The organism is Streptomyces sp. NBC_00510, assembly GCA_036013505.1.
GTDB lineage: Bacteria > Actinomycetota > Actinomycetes > Streptomycetales > Streptomycetaceae > Actinacidiphila.
On the sequence record CP107851.1, the window covers coordinates 2766453 to 2793303 of the forward strand.

A 26851-nucleotide genomic window follows, 5' to 3' on the forward strand; every position below is an offset into this window, starting at 1 on the left:
AGGTCAGCTCGCGGGTGCGGGCGCCTCCACCGTGAGGGTGCCCGCGTCCGCGTCCAGGACGGCGGGGACGCCGAGCGGCACGGTCAGGCTGGTCTCGCAGTGGCCGAAGCCCAGTTCCTCGACGACCGGGATGCCGAGTCCGCCCAGCCGGTCCAGCAGCACCGCCCGCACCTCCTCGTAGGGGCCGCAGTCCCGCCAGGAGCCGAGGGCGATGCCCGCCACGCCGTCCAGCCAGCCGGCACGCAGCAGCTGGGTCAGCATCCGGTCGATCCGGTAGGGCTCCTCTCCGATGTCCTCCAGCAGGAGGATGCCGCCGGGCACCCCGGGCCGTCCGTCCGGCGTGCCGAGGCCGGAGGCGAGCAGTGCCAGGCAGCCGCCGACGGTGACACCGCGTGCCGTGCCGGGGACGAGCGGGCGGGCGGTCGGCGCGCCGAGCACCCGCGTCCGCTCGGGCGCGAAGAGGGTGTCCCTCAGCTGTGCACGCGTGGGCTCGTCCTTGAGGAAGCCCTCCGCCGCGGTCATCGTGCCGTGCAGGGTGGCCAGGCCCAGCCGGACCGCGAAGGCCTCGTGCAGCGCGGTGATGTCGCTGAAGCCGAGGAGGGTCTTGGGCCCGGCCGCCCGCAGCGCCTCCCAGTCCAGGAGGTCGGTCATGCGCTGGGCGCCGTAGCCGCCGCGCGCGCAGAGCACGGCGGCCACCGACGGGTCGCACCACGCCTCCTGGAAGTCGCGGGCACGCGCCGCGTCCTGTCCGGCCAGGTAGTCGAACGTGGGGTGCCGGTCCAGGACGTGCGGCGCCACCACCGGGTCGAGGTCCCAGCCGCGGAGGATGTCGAGCCCCGCGTCGAGCCGCTCCCGGGGGACGGGTCCGCTGGGGGCGACGACGGCGACCCGGTCCCCGGGGACGAGGCGGCGGGGGCGGGTGAGCGGGACGAGCGGTGTCACTTGGTGAGCTCCAGAGGGGGAACGGAGGGCGGGGTGAAGCCGAAGACCTGACCGTAGAGGGCGAGTTCGGACTCGAGACAGGTGATCATCGTGTCCTCACGGCGGAAGCCGTGCCCCTCGCCCTCGAAGGTGAGGTAGGCGTGGGGGACACCGCGTCCCGTGATCCGCTCCAGGAACCGCTCGCACTGCACGGGCCGGCAGATCACGTCCTCCAGCCCCTGCAGCAGCAGGAAGGGCACGGTGAGCCGGTCGGCCCGGGTGACCGGCGAACGGTCGCGGTAGCGCTCGGGGACGTCGGCGTGGGGCCCGACGAGCGAGTCGAGGTAGCGGGACTCGAAGTCATGGGTCTCACCGCCCTCGGCCCAGCCGGTGAGGTCGAGGAGCGGGTACTTGATCACGCCGCAGGCGTAGACGTCGGTGCCGGTGAGGGAGGCCGCGCTCGTCCAGCCGCCGGCGCTGCCGCCGCGGATCGCGAACCGCTGCCCGTCCGCGGTGCCCTCCTCCGCCAGCGCCCTCGCGACGGCGGCGCAGTCCTCGACGTCGACGACGCCCCACTGCTCGCGCAGCCGCTCGCGGTAGGCGCGCCCGTAGCCGGTGGAGCCGCCGTGGTTGACCTCGACGACACCGATCCCCCGTGAGGTGAAGTAGGCGATCTCCAGGTCGAGCACGAGCGGGGCCCGGCTGGTGGGGCCGCCGTGCACCCAGACGACGTAGGGCGGCAGCTCTCCCTCGGGCGCGGCGAAGTAGGGGTTCGCCGGCGGGTAGAGCTGGGCGTGGATCTCCCGTCCGCCGGGCCCGGTGAAGGTGCGTTCCACGGGCTCGGGCAGGAACTCCGGTGGCACGGTGTCGTGGTGGGCGGCACCGATGACGCGGGTACGGCCGGTGCAGGTGTCGAGTTCGAGGACCTCGAATGAGCTGCGGGCCGAGGCGGCCACGGCGACCACCCGGGTGCCCTCGACGGACAGCGCGGCCGTCCACTCGGTCCACGGTCCCGGCGCGTCGACCAGCTCGCCGGTCGCCGGGTCGAATATCCCCAGGCGCTGCGCCCCCTTGCCGTGCAGCACCGCCAGTGTCCCGGCGGCAAGCGGGGCGAACCAGCGGGCGCCCATCTGCCAGCCGGGGCCGGCGAACTCCTCCTGCGCCGGCCGCAGGTTGACCGCGTCACCGGTGGCCGGGTCGACACGGTGCAGGTTCCACCAGCCGTCGCGGTCGGTGGCGGCGATCAGGGTGCCGTCCGGTGTCCACTCCACCTGGGCCACCGACTCGGCGGGGCCGCCGAGGATCGTCCGGGCGGCGCCGAAGGTGCCGTCCGCGCCGACGGCGGCGTGCTTGAGCTCCGTGCCGTCCCACGGCATCCGGGGGTGGTCCCAGGCGATCCACACGGCCTGCCGGCCGTCCGGGGAGAGCCGGGGTGAGGTCACGAAGTGGTGGGCGTCGTCGGAGAGTTCACGCACGGCGGAGCGGTCCTCGGCGGCCGAGCCGTCGAGCGGAACGGCGGCGAGTACCCGTCGTACGTCGCTCGGGCCCTCCCCGGTGAACTCCTCCAGTACGCACCACACTTCACCGCGGTCCGGATGGATCTGCGGATCGGCCCAGCGCAGCCCGTCACCGATGGGGGAGAGCGGGGTCAGCGGCCGCGGCACGGCGCCCGGCGCGTCGGGCTCGTACGCGTAGAGCCGCTGGTCCGGGAAATGCGAGAAGACGATCATCGGTCCTCCCCCGGGCCGTGCCGTACCCGTCCAGGCCCGGCCGCCGTACTCGATGACGCGGGTGCGGACGTTCCACGGCGCGGGCAGCGGGCCGTCGACCGTGCCGTCCGCGCGGCGGCGGACGAGGGCGCGGCGACCGCCCTCCGCCGGCCGTGGTTCGGTCCACCACACCTCGTCACCGACGAACCCGGGGAACTCGGGGCGCCCGTCGTGGGAGGCGGCGGTGCGGGCGTCGACCGGCGACTCCCAGGCACCGTAGGGGGCGATGATCGGGGCACGCGTCATCGGGCAACTCCGTCGGTCGTGTCCTGCCGGCCCAGCATGAACCGGTCGAGTACGCGGACGCCGAAGTGCAGTCCCTCCACCGGGACCCGCTCGTCGACGCCGTGGTACATCCCCGCGTAGTCGTAGCCCTCGGGGAGCTTCAGCGGAGAGAAGCCGTATCCCGTGATGCCCAGCCGTGAGAACTGCTTGGCGTCGGTGCCGCCGCCCATCACGTAGGGCACGACGTGGGCATCCGGGTCGAAGTGGATCAGGGCCTCCCGCATCGCGGCGTAGACCGGCGCGTCCAGGGGGGCCTCCAGCGGGATCTCGCGGTGGTGGAACTCCCACTCGACGTCCGGGCCGGTGAGCTCGTCCATGGTGGTCGTGAACTCCTCGTCACCGCCGGGCAGGACCCGGCCGTCGACGTAGGCGACCGCACTGCCCGGGATGACGTTGACCTTGTAGCCGGCTTCGAGCACGGTCGGGTTGGCGCTGTTGCGGATCACCGGTTCCACCAGGGCGGCGGCGGTGCCCAGTTTGGTGAGCAGGGTGTCCACGTCGTCGAAGTCGGGCTCGACCTCGTGCAGCGCGGCCAGTTCGGTCAGCGCCGCCCGCACCGTGGGGACGATCCGCACCGGCCAGCGGTGCTCGCCGATGCGGGAGACGGCCGCGGCGAGCCGGGTCACCGCGTTGGTCCGGTTGACCTTGGAGCCGTGCCCCGCCCTGCCGTGCGCCGTGAGCTTCAGCCATGCGGTGCCGCGTTCCCCGGCCGCCACGGGGTACAGCCGCAGCCCGGGGCCAGCGTGGAAGCTGAAGCCGCCGGACTCGCTGATGCCCTCGGTGCAGTCGCGGAACAGTTCGGCGTGCCGCTCGACGAGGTAGGTCGCCCCGTAGGTGGCGCTGTCCTCCTCGTCGGCCGTCAGCGCGAGCACGATGTCCCGCTCGGGGCGCAGGCCCCTGCGGGCCCAGGAGCGGACGGTGGCGAGCACCATCGCCACCGTGCCCTTCATGTCGACCGCGCCGCGGCCCCAGACCACTCCGTCCCGTACCTCGCCGGAGAAGGGGTGCACGCTCCAGTCCTCCGCCTGGGCGGGCACGACGTCCAGGTGGCCGTGGACCAGCAGCGCGCCCTGTCCGTTCCCGGCGCGTGGGGCACCCTCGATCCGCGCCACGACGTTGGCCCGGCCCGGTGCTGACTCCAGGATGCGGGCCTCGATCCCGGCCTCGTCGAGCAGCATCGCCGCGTACTCCGCCGCGGGACGCTCGTTGCCGTCCCCTCCGCCGCGGTTGGTGGTGTCGATCCGGATCAGTTCCGAGGTGAAGCGGACCGCCTCGTCCAGTGCCCGGGTGTCAGCCATACTGCTCCTCCACAGCTGCCGAGACGAGGGTGGTCACGGCCTTGTAGCAGCGGATCCCCTCGTACATGGTCGGTGAGGTGTACGTGACGCGGCGCTCGCCCGTGCGCTCCACACCAGGCACGACCGCGGCGGCCCCCGCCAGGTGGGCCGCGTCGAACTCGACCTCGATCGTGAACGGCCCGCCCCGCGCCGGCTCGTGGCGCACGGCGAGCGAGGTCGCGTCCTTCGCGGCGGAGCGGATGTCCGCCGCCGTGCGGGCCGGCGGCCGGCACACGGCCGCGTACCGCGACACGTAGTCCTTGACGGCGACCGTGCGCGCCGCAGGCGCGTAGTCGCGGGCGTCGAGGCCGGTCCGGTCGTCCCCCGTGACCAGCACGACGGGCACCCCGTACTCGGCGGCCACCAGCGCGTTCAGCCGGCCCTCGCTCGCCGGCGGACTGCCGTTGACCCACACGCCGGTGATCGAGTTGGGGAGGTAGGTGTGGGCGAGCACCCCTTCCGTCCCCGCGCCCGTGTGGAAGCCGACGAAGGCGATGCCGTCCACGTCGCCGTGCTGCACGCCCTCGACCATGGACAGGTCCTTGTGCCGCCCGGTGACCATCCGGGCCCGCTCGTCCAGCTGCTCCAGCAGCAGGTTCCGCATGGACCAGTGGGCCTCGTTGACCAGGACCTCGTCGGCACCGCCGTCGAAGAAGCCGGCGATCGCGGCGTTCACGTCCGAGGTGAACAGATGCCGGAACCGCTGCCAGCCCTCCGTGCCGGGCAGGACGTCACCGGGCCAGGTCACCCCGGTGGCGCCCTCCATGTCCGCGCTGATCAGGATCTTCATGGCATGGAACGTTACGCAAAGTCACCGCCGCACACCAGGCCCCCGCCCCGCCTGTGGAAAACTTCAGTGGCCCAGACCGGTGGCGGTCAGCCGGCACCCCCTGCCACCAGCCAGTTCGTCGGTACCTCGAGCCGCGTGCCGTCCGCCCGCCGCTCCGTCGTCACGAGCGCGACCTCACCGCGTGCGAGCACCTCCATCCCCGCCGCGCGGAAGAGCTCCGGGACGGTCTCGTCGGGCATCGCGGCCGGCGCGATGCCGTGCGAGAAGACCGCCGCGAGCTTGGCGGGCGGCCCGCCCGGCCCCTGCGCGAACCCCGCCAGCACGTCCCGCGCGGACGCCGCGAGTTCGTCCGCGAACGCCCGGCCGCGCCGGCCGGTCAGCACGGCGATGCCCTCGACCAGCGGTGCGCGTTCCTCGGGCAGGCACTGGTGGAGCACTCCGCGCATATACACGTTCGCCTCGCCCAGCTCCTCGCTCAGCCGCCGGACCGCCTCGGGGTCGGCCGCGTTGAGCTGCCGGTACTCGGCGATGCCGCCCGGGTCCTGGTGCCGCGCGTGGCCGATCGCGGCCGCCGCGAGGTCCACCCCGACGGCCCGGCCGTAGTGCTTGGCCAGGAAGCGGGTCTGGGTGCCGTTGCCGCAGCCGAGGTCGACGACCGGCAGCGACGGGTCGAAGTGCGCCTCGAAGAACGGGAGGTGGGCTGCCGCGGTGACCTCCGCCTCCGCGTCCCAGAACACCGCGCCCGGCTCTGCGGGGGCGTCGCGCCAGAAGCCCTCCCACGCCTGCAGGTTCGTGCCGGTGACGTCCATGCGATCTCCCCAGGTCCACGTGTCCGTCGCCGCGGACCGTGTCCGGCCGCGCGGCAGAAGCCCCGTCAGCGTCCGTGCTACCGGTGGGCGTCGGCGAGGGCAAGCGTCCGGGGGAAGTCGTGACCTCGTGTTCGCTACGTTCGAGGCCCGGCCGGGGCCCCGCCGCCGCGTCCGCCGGTCCGCCGCCACGGCAGCGCCTGTTCGAACCAGACCGTCTTGCCCTGCGCCGTACGGCTCGCGCCCCACTCCCGCGCCAGCCGGCTCACGATCCGCAGTCCCCGCCCCGACTCGTCCTCGGGCCCGGCGCCGAGCAGGACGGGTACGGCGTGGTCGTCGTCCGAGACCTCGCACAGCAGCGCGTCGGTACGCACCAGGCGCAGCTCGACGTGCCGGGAGTGCGCGTGCCGGACGGCGTTGGTGACCACCTCGCCGACCATCAGCTCGGCCGCCTCCGCCGCCTCCTCCAGCCCCCAGCCCTCCAGGGCGCCCCGGGTCAGGATCCGGGCCCTGCCCACTTCGCGGGGGTCGAGGGCGAGCTGCCAGGAGACGACGTCCTCACGGGCGATGCCGTTGAGCCGCGCCATCAGCAGGGCGACGTCGTCCTTGCGGCCGCCCGGCGGGTTGAGGGCGCGGATGATCGTGTCGCAGGCGTCGTCCATCGAGGCCGCGGGATGCGCGGCGCTCTCGCACAGCGCGGCGAGACCGGCCCCGATGTCCTGGCCGCGCACCTCGACCAGCCCGTCCGTGCACAGCACGAGCCGGTCGCCGGGACCGACGGCGACCTTGACCGTCTCGAAGGGCACCCCTCCGATGCCGATCGGGGCACCCGTCGGGACGTCGAGCAGCACGCTGCGGCCGTCCTCCGCGCGCACCAGCACGGGCGGGATGTGGCCCGCGTTGGCGATGAGCAGCTCGGACCGGATCGGGTCGTACACGGCGTACAGGCAGGTCGCGAGGTAGTGCTCGCCGAGGCGCTGCGCCAGGTCGTCGAGGTTGCGCAGCAGTTGCGCCGGCGGCATGTCCAGCGCGGCCATGGTCTGCACGGCGGTGCGTAACTGGCCCATCATGGCGGCGGCGTTGAGCCCGTGCCCCATGACGTCGCCCACGACGAGGGCGAGCCGGGAACCGGGCAGCTTGATGGTGTCGAACCAGTCGCCGCCGACCCGGCCCAGCCGGGTGCCGGGCAGGTAGCGGGTCGCCACGTCGCACCCCGGCATGCGCGGGGTGATCTGCGGCAGCATGCTCTCCTGCAGCGTGTCGGCGACGGTCTCCTGGTACGTGTACATGCGGGCGTTGTCCAGGACGAGCCCGGCGCGGGCGGCCAGTTCGGCGCCCGTCACGCGGTCCATGTCGTTGAACGGCGGGCGCTCGCCGTGCCGTAGCAGGATCATGAAGCCGAGGACGACGTTGCGCGCCTTCAGCGGCACGACCAGCATCGACCGCCCGGTGATCAGCGGTCGGATGTCGCGCTTCTCGAACTGCGAGGCGATCGCCTCGCCCATGGGTTCGGTGATCCTGGGCACCAGCACCGGCTGACCGCTCGTCATGCACCGGAAGAACGGCGTGTGCTCGGGGAACGGCATGGACTCGCCGACCGGTACGACGTCGTCCCAGCGGCCGGGCTCGTCGGTGTGCTCCAGGGCGACTCGGTACCACATGGTGGTGACGTCGGGCGGGCCGTCGGGGAAGCCCTCCCCCGCCAGCACCTGTCCGCGCAGGTAGGTGCCCGCGACGTCGGTGAAGCGCGGTACGACGGCGGCGCTGACCTCCCGGATCGTGCGGGTCAGGTCCAGGGAGCTGCCGATGCGCCCGCTGACCTCGTTGAGGAACTCCAGGCGCTCGCGGACGGCTGCGTACTCCAGGTCGGGTTCGGGCTCCTCGGGCACGATGGCGCGCGGGTCGGCGGCGGACGCACGGACGGCACGCCGCCTGCGGGCCCTGCGCTCGTCCCGTCGGGGCACGCCCCAGTCGGGGGTGACGGGCACCCGGTCGTGCCGGCTGATCTCCAGGACGGGGTAGCCGAGTTCCAGCACCTGGGAGACGATGCGCCCGCTCTCGGCGACGCTCATGCTGGGCAGGATCTCGGGGAGCCGCTTGGCGAGCCCGTCCGCCCCGGGGAACTCGGTGTGCAGGGCGAAGCTGGGCGCGACCCTCTCGGACTCCCCCGGAGGGGCGTCGTCCTCGCCGTGCACCAGGGCGGCGTCGGCGGCCAGCACGAGCAGGCGTTCGGGACCCGGGCCGACCAGCGGGTAGGCCCACCACAGGACGTCGCCCGGGAGGCCGCCGGGGTCGGGGTGGGGCCCCTGGTTGAGCCGGGCAAGGCCCGCGGTCGGGTAGGAGGTCCCGCCGCTGAGCGTGGCGTCGAGGTCGGCTCCGTCCGGCGCCTCGGATCCGTCCGGGCCGGACTCCTCGCCGAGCGCGCCGGAGACCGGCAGCAGGTCCACGGCCGGGCGGCCGACGGCCTCCTCCCGGGTGGGCCCGAAGAGCTTGCGGGCGCCCGTGCTCCAGTGCGAGACGAGCCCCTCGCCGTCGACCACGACCACGGCGAGCGGGACGCGTCCGGAGAGCCCGGTCCGCTGCTCCGGCAGCGCGGCGCGGCTCCCCTCCCCCGGCGGAGTGCGACGTTGCATGACGCGAGCGGCTCCTTCCCCTGCGGCGCCCGGATCCCGACCGAGGCGCGGAGGTGGTCGGCCCCCGGCGCAAGATCTGCGGCTCCGCAACCACGGTACGACCGACACCGGGTGCCGCGTTGGGCATTGGCCGAATCCGGTGTGCGCCCGCGGCGGGCCGTGGATACGCCGGGGCATGCGCGGGCGCACGCCCCGGCACTCAAGGGCCGTCGGGGGCAGGTCAGTCCTCGTGACCCAGGTGCACGTCGCGCTCGGTGCGCTCACCGCCGCTGAGCCGCAGCACGGTGGCCACCGGCGGATACCCCGAGGCCACGACGGTGTACTCGCCCGCGGCCAGGTCGACGAAGCGGAAGACGCCGTCAGGGCCGGTCGTCACGGTGTCCAGGACGTTGCCCGCCGCGTCCAGCAGGGTGACCCGCGCGTCCTCGACGGGGCTGCCGCCCGGGCCGCGCACGGTGCCGCGCAGCATCGCGCCGCCCGCGAGTTCGACGTCCTGCCGGGTCTCCCGGGCCGCGTGCACCGACACGGGGAGCGCCGCGGGCCGGTAGGCGGGGGCGTTGGCGGCGAGCGTGTACTCCCCCGCGACGAGGTCGCTCAGGACGTAGTCGCCCTCCCTGCCGGTGCGGGTGGTGGCCACCACGTCGCCGCGGGAGTCGGTGAGGGTGACGGTGGCCTCCCGTACGGCCGTGCCGTCGGCGGTGCGCACCGTGCCGGCGAGCCGCCCGGCGCCGCCGAGCACCACGTCGAGCTCGACCGGGCGTTCCCCGACGGTCACGCTGACGGCCTGCGGCTGGTGCCCTCCGGCGGCGGCGATCAGGACGTAACTGCCGCTGCCCGGGGTGCTCAACGCGTAACGTCCGTCCTCACCTGTGGCGCCACGCCCGATCTGGCGGCCGGTCACATCGATGAGAGTGAGGGCCGCCCGGCCTACGGTGCTGCCGTCGGCGTGCTGGACGGTGCCGCACACGGGGACGCCGACGCCGACGGCGTCGGCCTTGCGGGCGGTGGGGACGTGCTGGGTCACCAGGGGTTTCTCCTTGAGCAGGAAGGCGAGCAGGAAGCCGAGGGCGAGTACCGGCACCAGGTAGAGGAAGATGCGCGGCATGGCCTCGGCGTACGCCCGCACATAGGCCTCGCGCAGCGGTGCCGGCATCGCGTGCACCATTTGCGGCGTGATCGACTGGGGGTCCGGCAGGTCGACGCCCCGCGGCAGCCGGTCGGCGAGCCCGTCGGCGAGCCGGTTGGCGAACAGGGTGCCGAAGACGGCCGCCCCGACGGAACCGCCGATCTGCCGGAAGTAGTTGTTGGCGCTGGTGGCGGCGCCGAGGTCGGCGGGCCGCACGGAGTTCTGCACGGCGAGGATCAGCACCGGCAGGACGAGGCCGATGCCCAGCCCCAGCACGCCCATGTAGACGCTGTACTCCACGCGCGGGGTGTCGGTCTCCAGCAGCGACAGCAGCCACATGCCGGCCACCGAGAGCGCCCCGCCGGCCAGCGGGAACACCCGGTAGCGCCCGGTACGGCTGATCATGTGGCCGGAGACCACGGAGGCCAGGACGACGCCGAGCATCATGGGCAGCATCAGCAGCCCGGACTCGGTGGCGCTGACGCCGTTCACCATCTGCAGGAACGTGGGCAGGTAGCTGGCGGCGCCGAAGAGGCCGACGCCGACGACGGCCCCGATGAGGGCGGAGACGGTGAAGATGCCGTCGCGGAAGAGCCGCAGCGGGATGATGGGTTCGACGGCGAACCGTTCCACCACGACGAACAGCACGGCGCAGCCGATCGATGCCGCGCCCAGCCCGATGATCACGTCCGAGCGCCAGGCGTACGTCGTGCCGCCCCAACTGGTCAGCAGCACCAGGCAGGTGGAGCCGGCTGCCAGCAACAGTGCGCCCACCACGTCCAGCCGGGGGCGCACGGCCGGCCGCGGCAGTTTCAGGACGACGGCGATGACGGCCAGGGTCAGCAGCCCGAAGGGCACGTTGATGTAGAAGCACCAGCGCCATGAGGCGTGGTCGGTGAAGAAGCCGCCGAGCAGCGGTCCCGCGACGGAGGCCAGGCCGAAGGATGCGCCGATCAGGCCCATGTACCGGCCGCGTTCCCGGGGCGGGACGATGTCCGCGATGATCGCCTGGACGCCGATCATCAGCCCGCCGCCGCCGACACCCTGGACGGTGCGGAAGGCGATCAGCTCGTTCATGGAGCGCGACCAGCCGGCGAGCGCCGAGCCGATGACGAAGACGACGATGGCGAACTGGAAGACGCTCTTGCGCCCGAAGAGGTCGCCGAGCTTGCCGTAGATCGGCAGCCCGACGGTGGAGGCGAGCAGGTAGGCGGTGACGGCCCAGGACATCTTGTCCAGGCCGTGCAGCTCGCCGACGATCTTGGGGAGCGCGGTCGCCACGATCATCTGGTCGAGCGCGGCCAGCAGCAGGGTCAGCATGAGCCCGAGGAAGACCAGACGCACCCTGCGCGGGCTCAGTCCGCCGACGGGCGCGCCCTGTTCCTGCGGCACGGCTGCGGGTCGGTCCTCGGGGCCCGTGCCGGCGCCGGTCAGGTCCGTGAGGGTGCCGGTCTCCTCGGACAGGGTCGTCCCGGTGGTGCCGCCCATCTGCGTACCGCTCCCCTCGTCGCGCCTGCCCTGCGACAACGATCTGGGGCGCCGGGGATGCGCCGGAGCGCGGCAGATCCACCCTTTCAAGTGACGTGCCCACCGGCGTGCGCCCATCGGGCGCCTGCCCGGCACATAGGGCGCGTAGACGTGCGGCGCGTCAAGGGAGGCGACCGGGCGTCACCCGGCTCCGGCCGCCTCCCTTGTGCCGCCTGCTACTTCTCGGTCTCCGCGGCGAGGCGCGCGAGCACCGCGTCGTGGATGCGGTTCAGGCCCTTGGGGGCGAAGGTGCGCTCGAAGAAGCCGCCGATGCCGCCGGCGCCGGTCCACGTGCTGGTGACGACCGCCTTGGCGCGGCCCTCGCCGGCCGGGGTGACCGTCCAGGTGGTGACCATGGTGGAGTTGCGGTCGCTCTCGACCAGCTGCCCCGGGGTCGGCTCGGTCACCGCGAGGAGGCAGTCCCGCACGCGCTTCTCGGTCGCCTGCAGCTTCCAGTGCACCAGGGTGCCCGCGCCGCTGCCGCCCTCGCGCACCTCGTACTCGCTGTACTGCTCGGGAAGCAGTCGCTGCCGGGTGCCCGCGTAGTCGGCGAGCGCCGCGAAGACGCTCTCCGGGCTCGCCGCGATCTCACGCTGAGTGGTGGCCTCGACCTGTGCCATGCGCCGTCCTCCGTCGATCCGTGTGCCGTCGCCGACAAGCCAATCACCACGGCCGCGTGCCCGCGAAATCGGGCCGCCCTCCCAGTGGGGCACCTCCGTACGACGGCCCCACGGGGCCCTGCCGCCGCCTCGCGGGAAATCACGTGCCCCGCCGGTCCTGGCGCGTTATCGTCGGCTCCATGAACGTCACCGGCCACAGCACCACCGCGACCGCGCGAGCGACCAGCTCGCCGGTTGCCGCCGCCTGACGTACCCCCTTCCTCACCACCGGCGACCGGGAACGGCCCGCCGGTGGTTTCGTGGTTCCCGCCCCGATCCCGGTGATCGTGCGGCCGTCGCCCGGTGCCTCCCCGCCCTCCACGCGAAGGAGCCACCCCCCATGAACACCGAAGAGATCGTCCGCACGTTCGTCGAGTACTACGAGGAGCGCGGCCACCGCAGGATCACCGGATCGACGCTGCTGCCGCCGCCCGGTGACCCGGTGCTGTTCACGACCTCGGGCATGCATCCGCTCACCCCGTACCTGGAGGGGCGCCCGCACCCGCTCGGCAGCCGGCTGGTCAACGTGCAGCGCTGTCTGCGCACCACCGACCTGGAGGAGGTCGGCGATCCCACCCATCTGACGGTCTTCGAGATGCTCGGCACCTGGTCGCTCGGCGACTACGAGGGCCCGCAGAGCCTCGACTGGGGCTACGGACTGCTCACCGAGGGCTTCGGCATCGACCCGGGGAGGCTGCACGTCACGGTGTTCGGCGGCGACGACCGCACGGGTCCGGACACCGACTCCCTGGAGCTGTGGGAGAAGCACGGGGTCCCGGTGGAACTCACGGTCGAGGACAACTGGTGGTCCAACGGGCCGACCGGCCCGTGCGGCCCCGACTCGGAGATCTTCCTGTGGACCGGCGACACCCCGCCGCGGTCCACGCCCACCCGCGACGACCGCTGGGTCGAGGTCTGGAACCACGTGATGATGCGCCACCGGCGGCTCGAGGACGGCTCGCTCGTGCCGCTCCCCCAGCGCAACGTCGACACCGGACTCGGCCTGGAACGCCTGGCCTCGCTGCTGCAGGGCCGCACGTCGGTGTTCGAGTGCGACGTCTTCACACCCTGGCGCCGTCTCGTACCGTCCCTGTGGCCGCTGGACGAACCGTCGCTGCGCCTGGTCTGCGACCACCTGCGCTCGGCCGTGGTGGTGATCGGGGACGGGGTGCGCCCGTCCAACACCGGCCGCGGGTACGTGCTGCGCCGGCTGGTGCGGCGGGTCCTCACCACCTTGTGGCGGGACGACCCGTCCCGTGGCCTCGGCGATCTGCCGGAAGAGTTGGTCCGGCACACCCTGGACCACTTCCGCCAGGGCGTGGACCCCGACGAGCCGCGCCGGGTGCTGCTGGAGGAGGAGCGCCGGTTCGGGCGGCTCCTGGAGCGCGGCCGTCAGGTGCTGGCCCGCCCCCGGTTCCGGGGCCCGCTGGACGAGGAGGACTTCCACTACCTCCACGACACCCACGGCCTGCCGCGCGACCTCGTCCTGAGCCTGCGGCCGCAGTGACGGTGGACGGCCCCGTCAGGGCCCCGGGCGGTGCCGACGTGCCGACGGCACGCCCGGGGCCCTGCGTCACGCGCGGTCACGCACAGTGGTCACGGGAATCCCATGGATCCCCCCTCGACGCTATTCGCTCAGATGTTCTATTCTCGGGAGGAGAGCAACGAAGGAGGCGGCATGAGGTGGGACAACCTGAGCCGCGACACGGCGGCGACCACACCCGCGCTGTTCGGCGTGGACGCCGTGACCCGTACGTTCGACACCCCCGAGTTCCGCGGGATCACCTTCCACGAGGTGCGCGCCCGCACGATCGTCAACCGCGTGCCCGGAGCGTCCCGGATGCCGTTCGAGTGGACGATCAACCCCTACCGCGGCTGCAGTCACGCCTGCGTGTACTGCTTCGCACGCAAGACGCACACCTACCTGGACCTCGACAGCGGCCTGGACTTCGACTCCCAGATCGTCGTGAAGGTCAACGCGCCCGAGCTGCTGCGCCGCGAGCTCGCCTCGCCCCGCTGGCAGGGCGAGCACATCGCGATGGGCACCAACGTCGACTGCTACCAGCGCGCGGAGGGCCGCTACCGGCTCATGCCCGGCATCCTGGCCGCGCTGCGCGACCACGCCAATCCCTTCTCGATCCTCACCAAGGGGTCGCTGATCCTGCGCGACCTGGACCTCCTGGTGCAGGCCTCCCAGGTCACCGACGTCTCGACCGCGGTCTCCGTCGGCTTCACCGACCGGGACCTGTGGCGCACCGTGGAACCGGGCACGCCGTCGCCGGCGAAGCGTCTGGAGGTCTGCCGCACGCTCAACGAGCACGGCATCCCCTCGGGCGTCCTGATGGCGCCGGTGCTGCCGTACCTCAGCGACTCCCCGGAGCAGTTGCGCGAGACCGTCCGCGCGATCGCCGGGACCGGCGCCACGTCCGTCACCCCGCTGGTGCTGCACCTGCGCCCCGGGGCGAGGGAGTGGTTCATGGCCTGGCTCTCGGTGCACCACCCGCGGCTGATCTCCCGCTACAAGGCGCTCTACGCGGACGGCGCCTACGCGCCCACCTGGTACCAGCGGCGCATCACACGCCAAGTGCACGAGTTCGCCGCCGAGTTCGGGATCGGGCCCAGCCGTTCCGGGACCGCGCGCCGGATATCCGCACCCGAGGAGGAGACCCCCGGCCCGCCCGCCGCACCCGATCCGGCCCAGCCCGCCCAGCCGGCCCCGCCGACCCAGCTGACCCTGATCTGAGCTCACGAAAAGCGGGTGCCCACGGCGCTCCGCCCCCCTTAACGTCGCGGCATGACGGTTGTGAGGGTGATGACCCGCGACGACATCGACGCCGTGGCGGCGATCCGCGTAAGGGGATGGCAGGCTGCCTACGCGGGGATCGTGCCGCAGGCGTACCTCGAAGCGATGGACGTCGGGGCGGACGCGGAGCGTCGCCGGGAGTGGTTCGACGCGGGCGGCAGCCGGGTGGACAACCTGGTCGCCGCGGACGGCGGCGAGGTGACGGGCTGGGCCGCGCTCGGCCCCTACCGGGGTGAACCCGACGACGCGGAGGTCGGCGAGCTGTACGCGATCTACGTACACCCCGACCGGATCGGCCGCGGCGCCGGCCGCGCGCTCATGGACGCCGTACGGGCCCGCGCCGGTGAACGCGGCTTCCGGAGCCTGCGCCTGTGGGTGCTCGCGGACAACGCGCGGGCGCTGCGCTTCTACGAACGGTCCGGTCTCGCACCGGACGGCACCGACCAGATCGAGATGTACGACGGCGTCCCGCTCAAGGAGCTGCGGTACGCGACGGATCTGGCCTGAAGCGCCCGGCGAGACGGCGCGTCGTGGCACTCGGTGCCTTCTCCCGCGCCGCGGCCAGCACCGCCCCGGCAACCGGGTCGCCCGACCGCACCAGGGCGCGCACGATCCGCCTGGGGTACGGCGGCGCGCACAGCCCCACGAGGGCGGCGGTCGCGCGGGGCTCCTCCGAGTAGCGGGCCAGTCCGCGCGCCGCGGCGGCGCGCACCTCCCCGTCCTCGTCCGAGGCGGCCCCGAGCAGCGTCCCGAGCACCTCGGGGCCCCCGATCCGGCCGAGGGAGTCCACGGCCGCGGCGCGCAGGCGGGGATCAGCGACGGCCCGGGTCAGGACGGGCACCGCCCGCGCGTCGCCGAGCCGTCCCAGTTCCTCGACGCAGCCGGCGGCGGCCTGGTAATCCGTGCGGTCCTCGTCCAGGAGCCACGTGAGGGTGGAGGTCAGCGCGGGCCGTGACTCGGGCGCCCGCAACCGCCCCAGCAGGCGCACGGCGGCCAGCGCGTAGCCGATCCGCAGCCGGTTGGTGGCGAGCGCGGCGGCGGCACGGGCGGTCCGCGGGTCGCCGAGCCGGGTCAGGGCCTCGGCCGCGGCAAGGGTGTTCCAGGCGTCGCGGTGGTTGAGGAACAGCACAAGGGTCTCGAAGGCCCGCCTGTCACCGGCCCGCCCCAGCAGGACGGAGGCGGCGAGACGCTCCTGCGGGGAGCGCGACGGCTCGGTCAGCACGGCGGCGAGGCGGTCCCGGGCCTCGGGAACGTCCAGCCGCCACAGAGCGACGAGCGCCTGCTCGGCCACCAACTCGTCCGGGTCGCCCGCGGCCGCGAGGAACAGGTCGAGATGCGCCGGGTCGCGGTCGTAGCCGAGCAGGGCCAGGGCCAGCCGCCGGGCCCGGGGTGCCAACTGGCGGGCCTGGCGCAGCAGCAGCGGCACGCAGGTGGCGGGCGGAACGGGGCCGTTCCTGGCTGCCCAGCGCCAGAAGGGCAGGTGACGACCGATGACGATGCGGCTGACGGTGTTCTCGATCAACCCGGGGTACCAGGAGTGCTCGTCCGGCCCGAGTACGCCGAGCAGGCCGAAGAGGGGTCCCGTCGCCTCCATGGGGCGCTTCACCGCCAGCGCCTCCAGGGCGTAGCGGCGCTCCTCCTCCGTGCCATGGGGAAGCATGGCCAGCAGCGGCGGGACGGCGGGGGCCCACCCGCCCGCCACGTCGAGGCGCGCGCGTTCGGCGGGACCGAGCCAGGGCCGCACCATGGCGGCGGCGTCCGGTGAGGCGGCAAGCCGCCGCAGATAGGCACCGCGTTCCTCGCACCGCCCCTGGCCGGCGAACTCCAGCAGCCCCAGGACGCGGCGTGGTTCCCCGCGCCCGCGCAGCCGCGCGATGTCCGTCTCCCCCGCCCGCACGGCCCCGTAAAGTTCGGCCGCGCGCCGCGCCGAGTGACCGGCGCCCGCGTGCTCCCGTTCCACGGTCCCCCCTCTCCCCCGTGCGCTCACCCTAATGGCGCGCTCATCTGTGGGCGACGCAAATCACATGGGCGGGAGGGCTGGCGCCGAGGTTACTCACCGGTTACCCTCTAACCAACGCACGCATCGGCCTGGTGACGCAGCCGCCGCGTGCAGCCGTTGTCGGTTCGGCACCATCGCGGCGCAGCCCCGGGACAGGGCTCGCCGGTTCTCACGCGGGTACGCCCACACACGCGTACGCACCCCGCGGCTCCTCGACTCTCCCGCCCCCGCGCCTGCGCAGCAGAGACGCACGGCGCGGACCCTCAGCATTCGGAGTTCCGCGATGGACCGTCCACGACCCTTCCCCACCGTCGCCGTCATCGGTCTCGGCACCATGGGCACCGGCATCGCCGAGGTCGTCGCCCGTGCCGGCCACGAAGTGATCGGCATCGAGATCGACGACGCGGCCGCCCACCGCGCCGTCGCCGCCCTGGAGGCCTCCACCGCCCGCGCCGTGCAGCGCGAGCGGATCACGGAGGCCGAGCGCGGCGACGTCCTGGCCCGTTTCCGCACCTTCTCCGACCTCCAGGCGGCGGCCGACGCCGACCTGGTGATCGAGGTCGTCACCGAGCACTTCGAGATCAAGCGCGAGGTCCTCACGGCCCTGGACGCCCTCCTGAAGCCGGGCGCCGTCCTGGCGACCGGCACCAACGCGCTGTCGGTGACCCAGCTGGCCTCGCACACCTCGCGCCCCGACCGCGTCCTCGGCCTGCACTTCTTCGCCCCCGCACCGGCCATGAAGCTGGTCGAGGTGGTCTCCACCGTGCTCACCTCCCCCGAGACCACGGACTCCGTGACCGAGCTGGTCCGCTCGCTCGGCAAGGAGCCGGTGGCGGTCGGCGACCGTCCGGGCTTCATCGCCGACGGGCTGCTCTTCGGCTACCTCAACCAGGCCGCGGCCATGTACGAGGCCCGGTACGCCACCCGCGAGGACATCGACGCCGCCATGCGGCTCGGCTGCGGCCTGCCCATGGGCCCGCTCGCCCTGCTGGACCTGATCGGCATCGACACCGCGCAGACCGTCCTGGAGGCGATGTACGAGGCCTCGCGCGACCGGCTGCACGCCCCCGCGCCCATCCTGAAGCAGCTCTCCGCCGCCGGCCTCAAGGGCCGCAAGGCGGGACGCGGCTTCTACACCTACGAGGTCCCCGGCAGCGCGAGCGTCGTCCCGGACGCCGAGACGCCGGCCGAGGCCGCCGGTGCCACCGGCGGGCGCCCCGTGCGCAGCGTGGGCGTCGCGGGCTCGGGCACCATGGCCGCCGGCATCGCGGAGGTCTTCGCCAAGGCCGGGTACGAGGTCGTGCTGGCCGCCCGTGGCCAGGAGAAGGCCGACAAGGCGGTCGCGGCGCTGGCCAAGTCCCTGGACCGGTCGGTGGCCAAGGGCCGGCTCAGCCAGGAGCAGCGCGACGCCGCCGTGGCGCGGGTGACCGCGGCCGGATCGCTGGACGCCTTCGCGGACGTGGACCTGGCCGTCGAGGCGGTCGCCGAGGACCTGCCGGTCAAGCAGCAGCTCTTCGCGACCCTGGACAAGGTCTGCAAGCCGGGCGCGGTGCTGGCCACGACGACGTCCTCGCTGCCCGTGGTGGCCGTCGCCACCGCCACGTCCCGTCCGCGGGACGTGATCGGCATGCACTTCTTCAACCCGGCCCCCGCCATGAAGCTGGTCGAGGTGGTCCGCACCGTGCTGACCGCCGAGGACGTGCACGCCACCGTCCACGAGGTCTGCGGCAAGATCAGGAAGCACGCCGTGGACTGCGGCGACCGGGCCGGCTTCATCGTCAACGCGCTGCTGTTCCCGTACCTCAACAACGCCGTGAAGATGGTCCAGGAGCACTACGCGACGGTCGAGGACATCGACTCGGCGATGAAGCTCGGCGGGGGCTACCCGATGGGGCCCTTCGAACTGCTCGACGTCGTCGGGCTGGACGTCTCGCTCGCGATCGAGCAGGTGCTGCACAAGGAGTTCCGCGACCCGGGCCTGGCGCCGGCGCCGCTGCTCGAGCACCTGGTGTCCGCGGGCTGCCTCGGCCGCAAGACCGGCCGCGGCTTCCGCGAGTATGCCCGCCGCTGACTACGCGGGCAGCGGCCGGGACGATCCCGGTGGCTGGGGCGGTCTCCTGGGGCCGCCCCACCGCCTCCGGAAACCGGGCCCGGCCCACGGTGCAGCGGGAATGCAGTACGTTCGCGGTATGCCCCAGCCCGTGAAGCCCGCCCGTGCGTCCTCCACCACCGCCCAGCGCCATCGTGTCCGCCAGGAACTGGCCGCCGCGGCGATGCACCTGTTCGCGAGCCAGGGCTACGAGGCGACGACGGTCGACGAGATCGCCGCGGCCGCGGGGGTCGCGCGCAGGACGTTCTTCCGGCACTTCCGCTCCAAGGAAGAGGCGATCTTCCCCGACCACGACGACACCCTCGTGCGCGTGGGACAGGTGCTGGACTCCGCCGAACCGCACGAGCACCCGCTCGACACGGTGTGCCGTGGCATCACCGAGGTGCTGCGCATGTACGCCGAGGCTCCCGAGGTCTCGGTGGAGCGCTACCGCCTGACCCGTGAGATCCCGATCCTGCGGGAGCGCGAGATCGCCTCGGTGGCCCGCTACGAGCGGCTGTTCACCCGCTACCTGCTGGGCCACTTCGACGAGGGCGCCCACCACGACGGGGACGACGACCCGCTGCTGGCGGAGGTCGCCGCGTCCGCCGTCGTCGCCGCCCACAACCACGTGCTGCGGCGCTGGCTGCGCGCCGGCGGCAAGGGCGACGTCGAGGCCCAGCTCGACCACGCCTTCGAGGTGATCAAGCAGACCTTCGGCACCGGCATCGGCCGGCGTCCCAGCCCCGCCCCCGCCCCGGTCCTCACCTCCGAGCAGGGCGAGGTCATCGTTGCGGTGGCCCGTACGGACGCCTCGCCCGCCGAGGTCATGCGGACGATCGAAAAAGCCCTGAAGGGCGCGTAGCCGCCCGTTCGCGCCCCCGGCGTCCTCCGGCGCCCCCGGCATCCCACCAGCGCCCCCAGGCCCTCGTGCCGGGGGCGCCTTCGCGCGTTGCTCAAACGTGAAGCCGTGGTGCCATCTGAGAAAAATTGTTGGCACGCAGTGTCTTGCAGGGTGGCACGCGGTGCCATAACGTGAGAACTGTCCGGGCGGGCGGCGTGCTGGGATCCGTCGCACGCCGTCTGTCCCCAAAGGCCCGGACGCCTGCGTCACAGGCATTCACCGCGCCACCAAGCGCCCCCGCTCCATCCGTGCGACCGCCACGGACAGCAGCACCACCGCCGAACCGACGGCACCACCCACAGCAACCCCCGACGTTCCCTCAAGCGTCCCTACGTCGCGCTTCGCCGGAGGCATCACCGTGAAGGACATCCTCGACGCAATCATGGCGTCCGAAAGCACGGCCGCGGACTTCGCCGCGCTGCCGCTCCCCGAGTCGTACCGCGCCATCACCGTCCACAAGGACGAGGCCGGCATGTTCGAGGGCGTGGACAGCCGCGCGAAGGACCCGCGCAAGTCGCTGCACCTGGACGAGGTGCCCGTGCCCGAGCTCGGCCCGGGCGAGGCCCTGGTGGCCGTCATGGCCAGCTCGGTCAACTACAACTCGGTGTGGACGTCGATCTTCGAGCCGGTGTCGACGTTCGGTTTCCTCGAGCGGTACGGCAGGCTCTCCCCGCTCACCAAGCGCCACGACCTGCCCTACCACGTCATCGGCTCCGACCTGGCGGGCGTCGTGCTGCGCACCGGCCCCGGCGTGAACCTCTGGAAGCCGGGCGACGAGGTCGTCGCGCACTGCCTGTCCGTCGAACTGGAGTCCGCGGACGGCCACAACGACACGATGCTCGACCCCGAGCAGCGCATCTGGGGCTTCGAGACCAACTTCGGCGGCCTCGCCGAGATCGCGCTGGTCAAGTCCAACCAGCTGATGCCCAAGCCCAAGCACCTCAGCTGGGAGGAGGCCGCGGCCCCGGGTCTGGTGAACTCCACCGCCTACCGCCAGCTGGTCTCCCGCAACGGCGCCGGCATGAAGCAGGGCGACAACGTCCTGATCTGGGGCGCCAGCGGCGGCCTGGGCAGCTACGCCACCCAGTTCGCGCTGGCCGGCGGCGCCAACCCGATCTGCGTGGTCTCCTCGCCGCAGAAGGCGGAGATCTGCCGCCGCATGGGCGCCGAGGCCATCATCGACCGCACCGCCGAGGACTACCGGTTCTGGAAGGACGAGCACACCCAGGACCCGAAGGAGTGGAAGCGCCTCGGCAAGCGCATCCGCGAGCTGACCGACGGCGAGGACGTCGACATCGTCTTCGAGCACCCCGGCCGCGAGACCTTCGGCGCCTCGGTCTACGTCACCCGCAAGGGCGGCACGATCGTCACCTGCGCGTCGACCTCGGGCTACAACCACGAGTACGACAACCGCTACCTGTGGATGTCGCTCAAGCGCATCGTCGGCTCCCACTTCGCGAACTACCGCGAGGCGTGGGAGGCCAACCGCCTCATCGCCAAGGGCAAGATCCACCCCACGCTGTCGAAGACGTACCGCCTGGAGGAGACCGGCCAGGCAGCGCACGACGTGCACCGCAACGTGCACCAGGGCAAGGTCGGCGTGCTCGCGCTCGCCCCCGAGGAGGGCCTCGGCGTCCGCGACGCGGAGCTGCGCGCCGAGCACCTCGACGCCATCAACCGCTTCCGGAACGTCTGAGAACGGGAACGAGCATGAGCGAGCGTCAGAAGGATCGTCCGTGGCTGATGCGGACGTACGCGGGGCACTCCACCGCCGAGGCGTCCAACGCCCTGTACCGGCGCAACCTCGCCAAGGGCCAGACCGGGCTGTCGGTCGCGTTCGACCTCCCGACGCAGACCGGGTACGACCCCGACCACATCCTGGCCCGCGGCGAGGTGGGCCGGGTCGGGGTCCCGGTCGCCCACCTCGGCGACATGCGCCGGCTCTTCCAGGACATCCCCCTGGAGGAGATGAACACCTCGATGACCATCAACGCCAGCGCCATGTGGCTGCTCGCGCTCTACCAGGTGGTCGCCGAGGAGCAGGGCGCCGACGTCACCAGGCTCCAGGGGACGACGCAGAACGACATCGTCAAGGAGTACCTGTCGCGCGGGACGTACGTCTTCCCGCCCGGCCCGTCGCTCCGGCTGACGACGGACATGATCGCGTACACGGTCAACCACATCCCCAAGTGGAACCCCATCAACATCTGCAGTTACCACCTGCAGGAGGCCGGGGCCACGCCGGTGCAGGAGATCGCGTACTCCATGTCCACCGCGATCGCCGTCCTCGACGCGGTCCGCGACTCCGGCCAGGTGCCGCAGGAGCGGATGGGCGACGTCGTCGCGCGCATCTCCTTCTTCGTGAACGCGGGCGTGCGCTTCGTCGAGGAGATGTGCAAGATGCGGGCCTTCACCCGCATCTGGGACAGGATCACCCGCGAGCGCTACGGCATCGAGGACCCCAAGCAGCGCCGCTTCCGGTACGGGGTCCAGGTCAACTCGCTCGGCCTGACGGAGGCCCAGCCGGAGAACAACGTCCAGCGCATCGTGCTGGAGATGCTGGCGGTGACGCTCTCCAAGGACGCCCGGGCCCGCGCCGTGCAGCTGCCGGCCTGGAACGAGGCGCTCGGCCTGCCGCGCCCCTGGGACCAGCAGTGGTCCCTGCGCATCCAGCAGGTGCTGGCCCACGAGAGCGACCTGCTGGAGTACGGCGACATCTTCGAGGGCAGCCACGTCGTGGAGGCGAAGGTCACCGAGCTCGTCGGGCAGTCCCTGGCCGAGATCGAGCACATCCAGGAGATGGGCGGTGCCATGGCCGCCGTGGAGTCCGGCTACCTGAAGTCGCAGCTGGTCTCCTCGCACGCCGAGCGCCGGGCGCGGATCGAGTCCGGCCAGGAGAAGATCATCGGTGTCAACTGCTACGAGGGCACCGAGCCCAGCCCCCTCACCTCCGACCTGGACGGCGCCATCATGACCGTCGACCCGGAGAACGAGGCACGGGTCGTCGCCGCCCTCCACGACTGGCGCGACAACCGGGACGAAGTACGGGCGCAGCGGTCGCTGGAGACCCTCAAGGCCGCGGCCGCCGGGACCGGCAACCTGATGGAGGCCACCCTGGAGTGCGCCCGGGCGGGTGTCACCACCGGCGAGTGGTCCTGGGCGCTGCGCGACGTCTTCGGCGAGTTCCGCGCGCCGACGGGCGTGAGCAGCGCCCCCGTCGCGGTCACCGCCGAGCCGGGCACGCCGCTGGCCGCGGTGCGCCGCAAGGCGGCGCTGACCGCCGAGGAGCTGGGCACCGGCAAGCTGCGGCTGCTGGTGGGCAAGCCGGGCCTGGACGGTCACTCCAACGGCGCCGAGCAGATAGCCGTAAGGGCGCGCGACGCCGGCTTCGAGGTGGTCTACCAGGGCATCCGGCTGACGCCCGAGCAGATCGTGTCGGCGGCGGTCGCCGAGGACGTCCACTGCGTGGGCCTGTCGATCCTCTCCGGCTCGCACGCCGAACTGGTCCCGGACGTGCTGGACCGGCTCCGCAGGGCCGGGGTGGACGACGTGCCGGTCATCGCCGGCGGCATCATCCCGCCGGCGGACGCTGCCAAGCTGGTCGAGTCCGGCGTCGCGGCCGTGTTCACGCCGAAGGACTTCGGGATCACCGAGATCATCGGCAGGATCGTGGACGAGATCCGCAGGGCCAACAAGCTGGAGCCGCTGGAGGTCGCCGCGTGACCCCCGCAGCGAACACCCGTACGAACACGTTCGACACCCCGGAGGCGTAGGAGAGATGCAGTTCGGCCGTACGTATGAAGAGTTCGAGGTCGGCGCCGTCTACAAGCACTGGCCCGGGAAGACGGTCACCGAATACGACGACCACCTCTTCTGCCTCCTGACCATGAACCACCACCCGCTCCACATGGACGCGAACTACGCCGAGAGGACCACCGACTTCGGGAAGAACGTGGTCGTGGGGAACTACGTCTACTCCCTGCTGCTCGGCATGTCGGTGCCGGACGTCTCCGGCAAGGCGATCGCCAACCTGGAGGTCGAGTCGCTCAAGCACGTGGCGCCCACCTTCCACGGCGACACCATCTACGGCGAGACGACCGTGCTGGACAAGTGGCCGTCGAAGTCGAAGGACGACCGCGGGATCGTCCACGTGGAGACCAAGGGCTACAAGCAGGACGGCACCCTGGTGTGCGTCTTCCGCCGCAAGGTGATGGTCCCCACCGCCACGTACATCAAGGAGCGCGGCGGCGAGCAGCCCGGCCGCCCCGAGCTGAACGCCTAGGAGACAGCAGACATGAGCCGCCTCGCGCAGACCGACGGGCTGACCGACGTCCAGCAGGAGATCCTCTCCACCGTCCGCAGCTTCGTCGACAAGGAGATCATCCCGGTCGCCAACGAGCTGGAGCACAAGGACGAGTACCCCACCGACATCGTTGAGGGCCTCAAGGAACTCGGCATCTTCGGTCTGATGATCCCCGAGGAGTACGGCGGCCTGGGCGAGTCCCTGCTCACCTACGCCCTGACGGTCGAGGAGATCGCCCGCGGCTGGATGAGCGTGTCGGGCATCATCAACACGCACTTCATCGTCGCCTACATGCTCAAGCAGCACGGCACCCAGGAGCAGAAGGACCACTTCCTGCCCCGCATGGCCGCCGGCGACGTGCGCGGCGCCTTCTCGATGTCCGAGCCGGGCCTCGGCTCCGACGTCTCGGCGATCCGCACCAAGGCGGTCCGGGACGGTGACGACTACGTCATCAACGGCCAGAAGATGTGGCTGACCAACGGCGGCACCTCCAACCTCGTCGCGGTGCTGTGCCGGACCGACGAGGGCCAGCCGGAGAGCGCGGCCCCGCACAAGTCGATGACGACCTTCCTCATCGAGAAGGAGCCGGGCTTCGGGCCGAACCCGACGGTGAAGGGTCTCACCGTGCCCGGCAAGATCGAGAAGATGGGGTACAAGGGCGTCGACACGACCGAACTCATCCTCGAGGATGTGAAGATTCCGTCAAATCGCGTCCTGGGCGGTCAGAGCGGCCGCGGTTTTTACCAAATGATGGACGGGGTCGAAGTCGGCCGGGTCAACGTGGCCGCCCGCGGCTGCGGTGTCGCACAGCGCGCCTTCGAACTGGGGATCGCGTACGCCCAGCAGCGGCAGACCTTCGGCAAGCCGATCGCGCAGCACCAGGCGATCCAGTTCAAGCTCTCCGAGATGGCCACCAAGGTCGAGGCGGCCCACGCGCTGATGGTGAACGCGGCCCGCAAGAAGGACTCCGGCCAGCGCAACGACCTCGAGGCCGGCATGGCGAAGTACCTGGCCGCGGAGTACTGCAAGGAGGTCGTTGAGGACGCCTTCCGCATCCACGGCGGCTACGGCTTCTCCAAGGAGTACGAGATCGAGCGCCTCTACCGCGAGGCCCCGATGCTGCTCATCGGTGAGGGCACCGCCGAGATCCAGAAAATGATCATCGGGCGCCGGCTGCTCGAGGAGTACCGAATCCAGGGGTGAATGTCTGGGTTGTGACACTTTGTGCGAGCCAAAGGTCACACCCAGTCATCAAATACCGGCCACTGACTCGACTGCTGGCTTGCCCAGTTGCCGGTCACTCCCGATACCATTCACGGAAAGCCGCCGTCCCCTGCACCATCATTGCGGCACCCTCCGCTACGAAGGTCTTCCATGCCCCACAGCCATTCCTCTGCACAACGCGACAGCCGGGCCGGCGTACGCCTCGCGCGCGGAGCGTCGCCGTGGCTCCTCCCGACCGTGGCCACCGCCGCGATCAGCCTCGTCCGCGCCCGCCGCTCCGGGCGCTGGGCGGCCGTGGCCGTCCCCACCACCGCCCTCGCGGCGGGCATGCTGTGGTTCTTCCGCGACCCCGAGCGTGAGATCACCCAGGGCCGCGTCATCTCGCCGGCCGACGGTGTGGTGCAGAGCATCATGCCGTGGAAGGACGGGCGCACCCGCGTCGCGATCTTCATGAGCCCGCTGAACGTCCACGTGAACCGCGCGCCGCTCGCCGGCACCGTCACGTCCGTCGAGCACATCCCCGGCGGTTTCGTTCCGGCGTTCAACAAGGAGAGCGAGAACAACGAGCGCGTCGTCTGGCACTTCGACACCGAGCTCGGCGACATCGAGATGGTGCAGATCGCCGGAGCCGTGGCGCGCCGCATCGTCCCTTACGTGCCGCAGGGCACCAAGGTGGAGCAGGGCGAGCGCATCGGCCTGATCCGCTTCGGCTCCCGTGTGGACATCTACCTGCCGGAGGGCGTCGAGCCCGCCGTCGAGGTCGGCAAGACCACCGTGGCTGGGGTGACGCGCCTTGACCGTGATTGATCCCGACACCCAGGCACCGTGGGTCGCCTCGGTGGACGAGGACGACGACGATGACATGCCGCTGTCTACGCGGCTGTCGATAGCGGACGGCCTCACCCTCGGCAACGCGATCTGCGGATTCATGGCGGTGTACTTCACCACCACCGGGGTGCTCGTCCCGCACCTGATGGGCAACACGGACGGCGGCATGACGCGGCACAGCGCCGCCACCGCCGTGCTGCTGATGCTCATGGCCTCGGTCTTCGACCTCTTCGACGGCCTCGTGGCGCGCAAGCTGCGCAGCTCGGCGATGGGCGCGGAGCTGGACAACCTGTCCGACCTGATCAGCTTCGGCCTGGCCCCCGCCTACTTCGTGGTCGTCTGGGGTCTGATCTCGGACGACGCCTACGGCAAGCTGTCGGCGGTGGCGGCGGTCGTGGTGCTGCTCGCGGTCGTCCTGCGCCTGGCCCGCTTCTCCTGCACGACGGTGCGGGAGGGGATCTTCCAGGGCATGCCGAGCCCCTTCGGGGCGATGACGGTCATCTCGGTCGTGCTGCTGGAGCTGCCCTTCATCCCGACGGTGCTGGCCATCGTCGGTGTGGCGTGGCTGATGGTCAGCCGGGTCGAGTACCCCAAGCCCCGCGGCCGGCTCGCCACGATCACGCTGGCCTGGATCGTGCTGAGCATGGGCTGCCTGGTCTGCTGGGCGTTCGCCGTCCCCGGCGGCGACGTGCTCCTGCAGACGGGCGCGGCCCTGCAGATCTGCGCCGCGGCGGTGATCCCGCTCTTCGCGACGACCCGCCGGGTCAACACGATCCGCAACAACCGCCGCGAGGCGCGTACGGCACAGCTTCCGTAGCCGTACGGCGTACGACGTACGTGACAGGGGC

20 protein-coding genes are annotated in these 26851 nt (G+C 72.1%); 11 read left to right on the plus strand and 9 right to left on the minus strand.

From position 1 onward, the window contains the following. Positions 1-3 precede the first annotated feature (3 nt). From OG937_12170 to OG937_12205, 8 genes are all read right to left on the minus strand, one after another. The gene (locus OG937_12170; GenBank protein WUD72379.1) at positions 4-942 is read right to left on the minus strand and encodes an LD-carboxypeptidase; all 939 of its coding nucleotides are present in this window, start codon (positions 940-942) and stop codon (positions 4-6) included. Continuing rightward, positions 939-2936 carry a prolyl oligopeptidase family serine peptidase gene (locus tag OG937_12175; protein ID WUD72380.1) on the minus strand — a complete coding sequence of 666 codons (1998 nt, stop codon included), beginning with the start codon at positions 2934-2936 and terminating at the stop codon, positions 939-941. The genes OG937_12170 and OG937_12175 overlap by 4 nt, the downstream gene beginning before the upstream one ends. Continuing rightward, on the minus strand, positions 2933-4273 hold the full coding sequence (locus OG937_12180) for a M20/M25/M40 family metallo-hydrolase (protein WUD72381.1): 1341 nt from the start codon (positions 4271-4273) through the stop codon (positions 2933-2935). The genes OG937_12175 and OG937_12180 overlap by 4 nt, the downstream gene beginning before the upstream one ends. Beyond that, positions 4266-5102 (minus strand): M55 family metallopeptidase, encoded by an 837-nt coding sequence (locus OG937_12185; protein ID WUD72382.1) that lies wholly within the window; start codon positions 5100-5102, stop codon positions 4266-4268. Before OG937_12185 ends, OG937_12180 begins: the two co-directional genes overlap by 8 nt. Before the next feature lie 86 nt (positions 5103-5188). Continuing rightward, a complete protein-coding gene (locus OG937_12190) occupies positions 5189-5911 on the minus strand; it encodes a class I SAM-dependent methyltransferase (GenBank protein WUD72383.1) in 723 nt (240 codons plus the stop codon). A 134-nt stretch (positions 5912-6045) separates the two neighbouring features. Next, complete coding sequence (locus tag OG937_12195; protein ID WUD72384.1) at positions 6046-8541, minus strand: SpoIIE family protein phosphatase; 2496 nt, start codon at positions 8539-8541, stop codon at positions 6046-6048. Positions 8542-8761: 220 nt separating this feature from the next. Continuing rightward, a complete protein-coding gene (locus OG937_12200; protein WUD72385.1) occupies positions 8762-11155 on the minus strand; it encodes an MFS transporter in 2394 nt (797 codons plus the stop codon). Positions 11156-11370: 215 nt separating this feature from the next. Next, complete coding sequence (locus OG937_12205) at positions 11371-11814, minus strand: SRPBCC family protein (protein WUD72386.1); 444 nt, start codon at positions 11812-11814, stop codon at positions 11371-11373. 379 nt (positions 11815-12193) lie between these two features. Here OG937_12205 and OG937_12210 point away from each other — a divergent pair, with 379 nt between their 5' ends. From OG937_12210 to OG937_12220, 3 genes are all read left to right on the plus strand, one after another. Beyond that, complete coding sequence (locus OG937_12210; GenBank protein WUD72387.1) at positions 12194-13360, plus strand: alanine--tRNA ligase-related protein; 1167 nt, start codon at positions 12194-12196, stop codon at positions 13358-13360. Positions 13361-13531: 171 nt separating this feature from the next. After that, positions 13532-14596, plus strand: coding sequence for an Rv2578c family radical SAM protein (locus OG937_12215; protein WUD72388.1), 1065 nt, complete (start codon positions 13532-13534; stop codon positions 14594-14596). Positions 14597-14647: 51 nt separating this feature from the next. Next, entirely contained in the window at positions 14648-15163 is a 516-nt protein-coding gene (locus OG937_12220) for a GNAT family N-acetyltransferase (protein WUD72389.1), read from the plus strand. Here OG937_12220 and OG937_12225 read toward each other — a convergent pair. Beyond that, a complete protein-coding gene (locus OG937_12225) occupies positions 15129-16616 on the minus strand; it encodes a HEAT repeat domain-containing protein (GenBank protein WUD72390.1) in 1488 nt (495 codons plus the stop codon). The genes OG937_12220 and OG937_12225 overlap by 35 nt on opposite strands. Before the next feature lie 322 nt (positions 16617-16938). Between OG937_12225 and OG937_12230 the strand changes: the two genes are divergently transcribed. The 8 genes from OG937_12230 (at position 16939) to pssA (ending at position 26820) form a co-directional block, all read left to right on the plus strand. Then, on the plus strand, positions 16939-18726 hold the full coding sequence (locus OG937_12230) for a 3-hydroxybutyryl-CoA dehydrogenase (protein ID WUD72391.1): 1788 nt from the start codon (positions 16939-16941) through the stop codon (positions 18724-18726). Positions 18727-18844: 118 nt separating this feature from the next. Next, positions 18845-19609 (plus strand): TetR family transcriptional regulator, encoded by a 765-nt coding sequence (locus OG937_12235; protein ID WUD72392.1) that lies wholly within the window; start codon positions 18845-18847, stop codon positions 19607-19609. 397 nt (positions 19610-20006) lie between these two features. Then, on the plus strand, positions 20007-21344 hold the full coding sequence (gene ccrA, locus OG937_12240; GenBank protein WUD72393.1) for a crotonyl-CoA carboxylase/reductase: 1338 nt from the start codon (positions 20007-20009) through the stop codon (positions 21342-21344). Between the two features lie 14 nt (positions 21345-21358). Then, positions 21359-23371, plus strand: coding sequence for a protein meaA (locus OG937_12245; protein ID WUD72394.1), 2013 nt, complete (start codon positions 21359-21361; stop codon positions 23369-23371). A 55-nt stretch (positions 23372-23426) separates the two neighbouring features. After that, the gene (locus OG937_12250; GenBank protein ID WUD72395.1) at positions 23427-23930 is read left to right on the plus strand and encodes a MaoC family dehydratase; all 504 of its coding nucleotides are present in this window, start codon (positions 23427-23429) and stop codon (positions 23928-23930) included. A 12-nt stretch (positions 23931-23942) separates the two neighbouring features. After that, positions 23943-25154: an acyl-CoA dehydrogenase family protein gene (locus tag OG937_12255; protein WUD72396.1), complete on the plus strand. Its 1212-nt coding sequence runs from the start codon at positions 23943-23945 to the stop codon at positions 25152-25154. Between the two features lie 171 nt (positions 25155-25325). Further along, positions 25326-25982, plus strand: coding sequence for a phosphatidylserine decarboxylase (locus OG937_12260; protein WUD72397.1), 657 nt, complete (start codon positions 25326-25328; stop codon positions 25980-25982). Further along, positions 25969-26820: a CDP-diacylglycerol--serine O-phosphatidyltransferase gene (gene pssA, locus OG937_12265; protein ID WUD72398.1), complete on the plus strand. Its 852-nt coding sequence runs from the start codon at positions 25969-25971 to the stop codon at positions 26818-26820. Before OG937_12260 ends, pssA begins: the two co-directional genes overlap by 14 nt. The last annotated feature ends 31 nt before the right edge of the window (positions 26821-26851 follow it).

Bases quoted from the DNA above. Each gene is read 5' to 3' on its own strand.
- OG937_12175 (WUD72380.1), bottom strand. From the start codon at position 2,936: ATGACGCGTGCCCCGATCATCGCCCCCTACGGTGCCTGGGAGTCGCCG.
- OG937_12180 (WUD72381.1), bottom strand. From the start codon at position 4,273: ATGGCTGACACCCGGGCACTGGACGAGGCGGTCCGCTTCACCTCGGAA.
- OG937_12185 (WUD72382.1), bottom strand. From the start codon at position 5,102: ATGAAGATCCTGATCAGCGCGGACATGGAGGGCGCCACCGGGGTGACC.
- OG937_12190 (WUD72383.1), bottom strand. From the start codon at position 5,911: ATGGACGTCACCGGCACGAACCTGCAGGCGTGGGAGGGCTTCTGGCGC.
- OG937_12195 (WUD72384.1), bottom strand. From the start codon at position 8,541: ATGCAACGTCGCACTCCGCCGGGGGAGGGGAGCCGCGCCGCGCTGCCG.
- OG937_12200 (WUD72385.1), bottom strand. From the start codon at position 11,155: ATGGGCGGCACCACCGGGACGACCCTGTCCGAGGAGACCGGCACCCTC.
- OG937_12205 (WUD72386.1), bottom strand. From the start codon at position 11,814: ATGGCACAGGTCGAGGCCACCACTCAGCGTGAGATCGCGGCGAGCCCG.
- OG937_12210 (WUD72387.1), top strand. From the start codon at position 12,194: ATGAACACCGAAGAGATCGTCCGCACGTTCGTCGAGTACTACGAGGAG.
- OG937_12215 (WUD72388.1), top strand. From the start codon at position 13,532: ATGAGGTGGGACAACCTGAGCCGCGACACGGCGGCGACCACACCCGCG.
- OG937_12220 (WUD72389.1), top strand. From the start codon at position 14,648: ATGACGGTTGTGAGGGTGATGACCCGCGACGACATCGACGCCGTGGCG.
- OG937_12230 (WUD72391.1), top strand. From the start codon at position 16,939: ATGGACCGTCCACGACCCTTCCCCACCGTCGCCGTCATCGGTCTCGGC.
- OG937_12235 (WUD72392.1), top strand. From the start codon at position 18,845: ATGCCCCAGCCCGTGAAGCCCGCCCGTGCGTCCTCCACCACCGCCCAG.
- OG937_12245 (WUD72394.1), top strand. From the start codon at position 21,359: ATGAGCGAGCGTCAGAAGGATCGTCCGTGGCTGATGCGGACGTACGCG.
- OG937_12250 (WUD72395.1), top strand. From the start codon at position 23,427: ATGCAGTTCGGCCGTACGTATGAAGAGTTCGAGGTCGGCGCCGTCTAC.
- OG937_12255 (WUD72396.1), top strand. From the start codon at position 23,943: ATGAGCCGCCTCGCGCAGACCGACGGGCTGACCGACGTCCAGCAGGAG.
- OG937_12260 (WUD72397.1), top strand. From the start codon at position 25,326: ATGCCCCACAGCCATTCCTCTGCACAACGCGACAGCCGGGCCGGCGTA.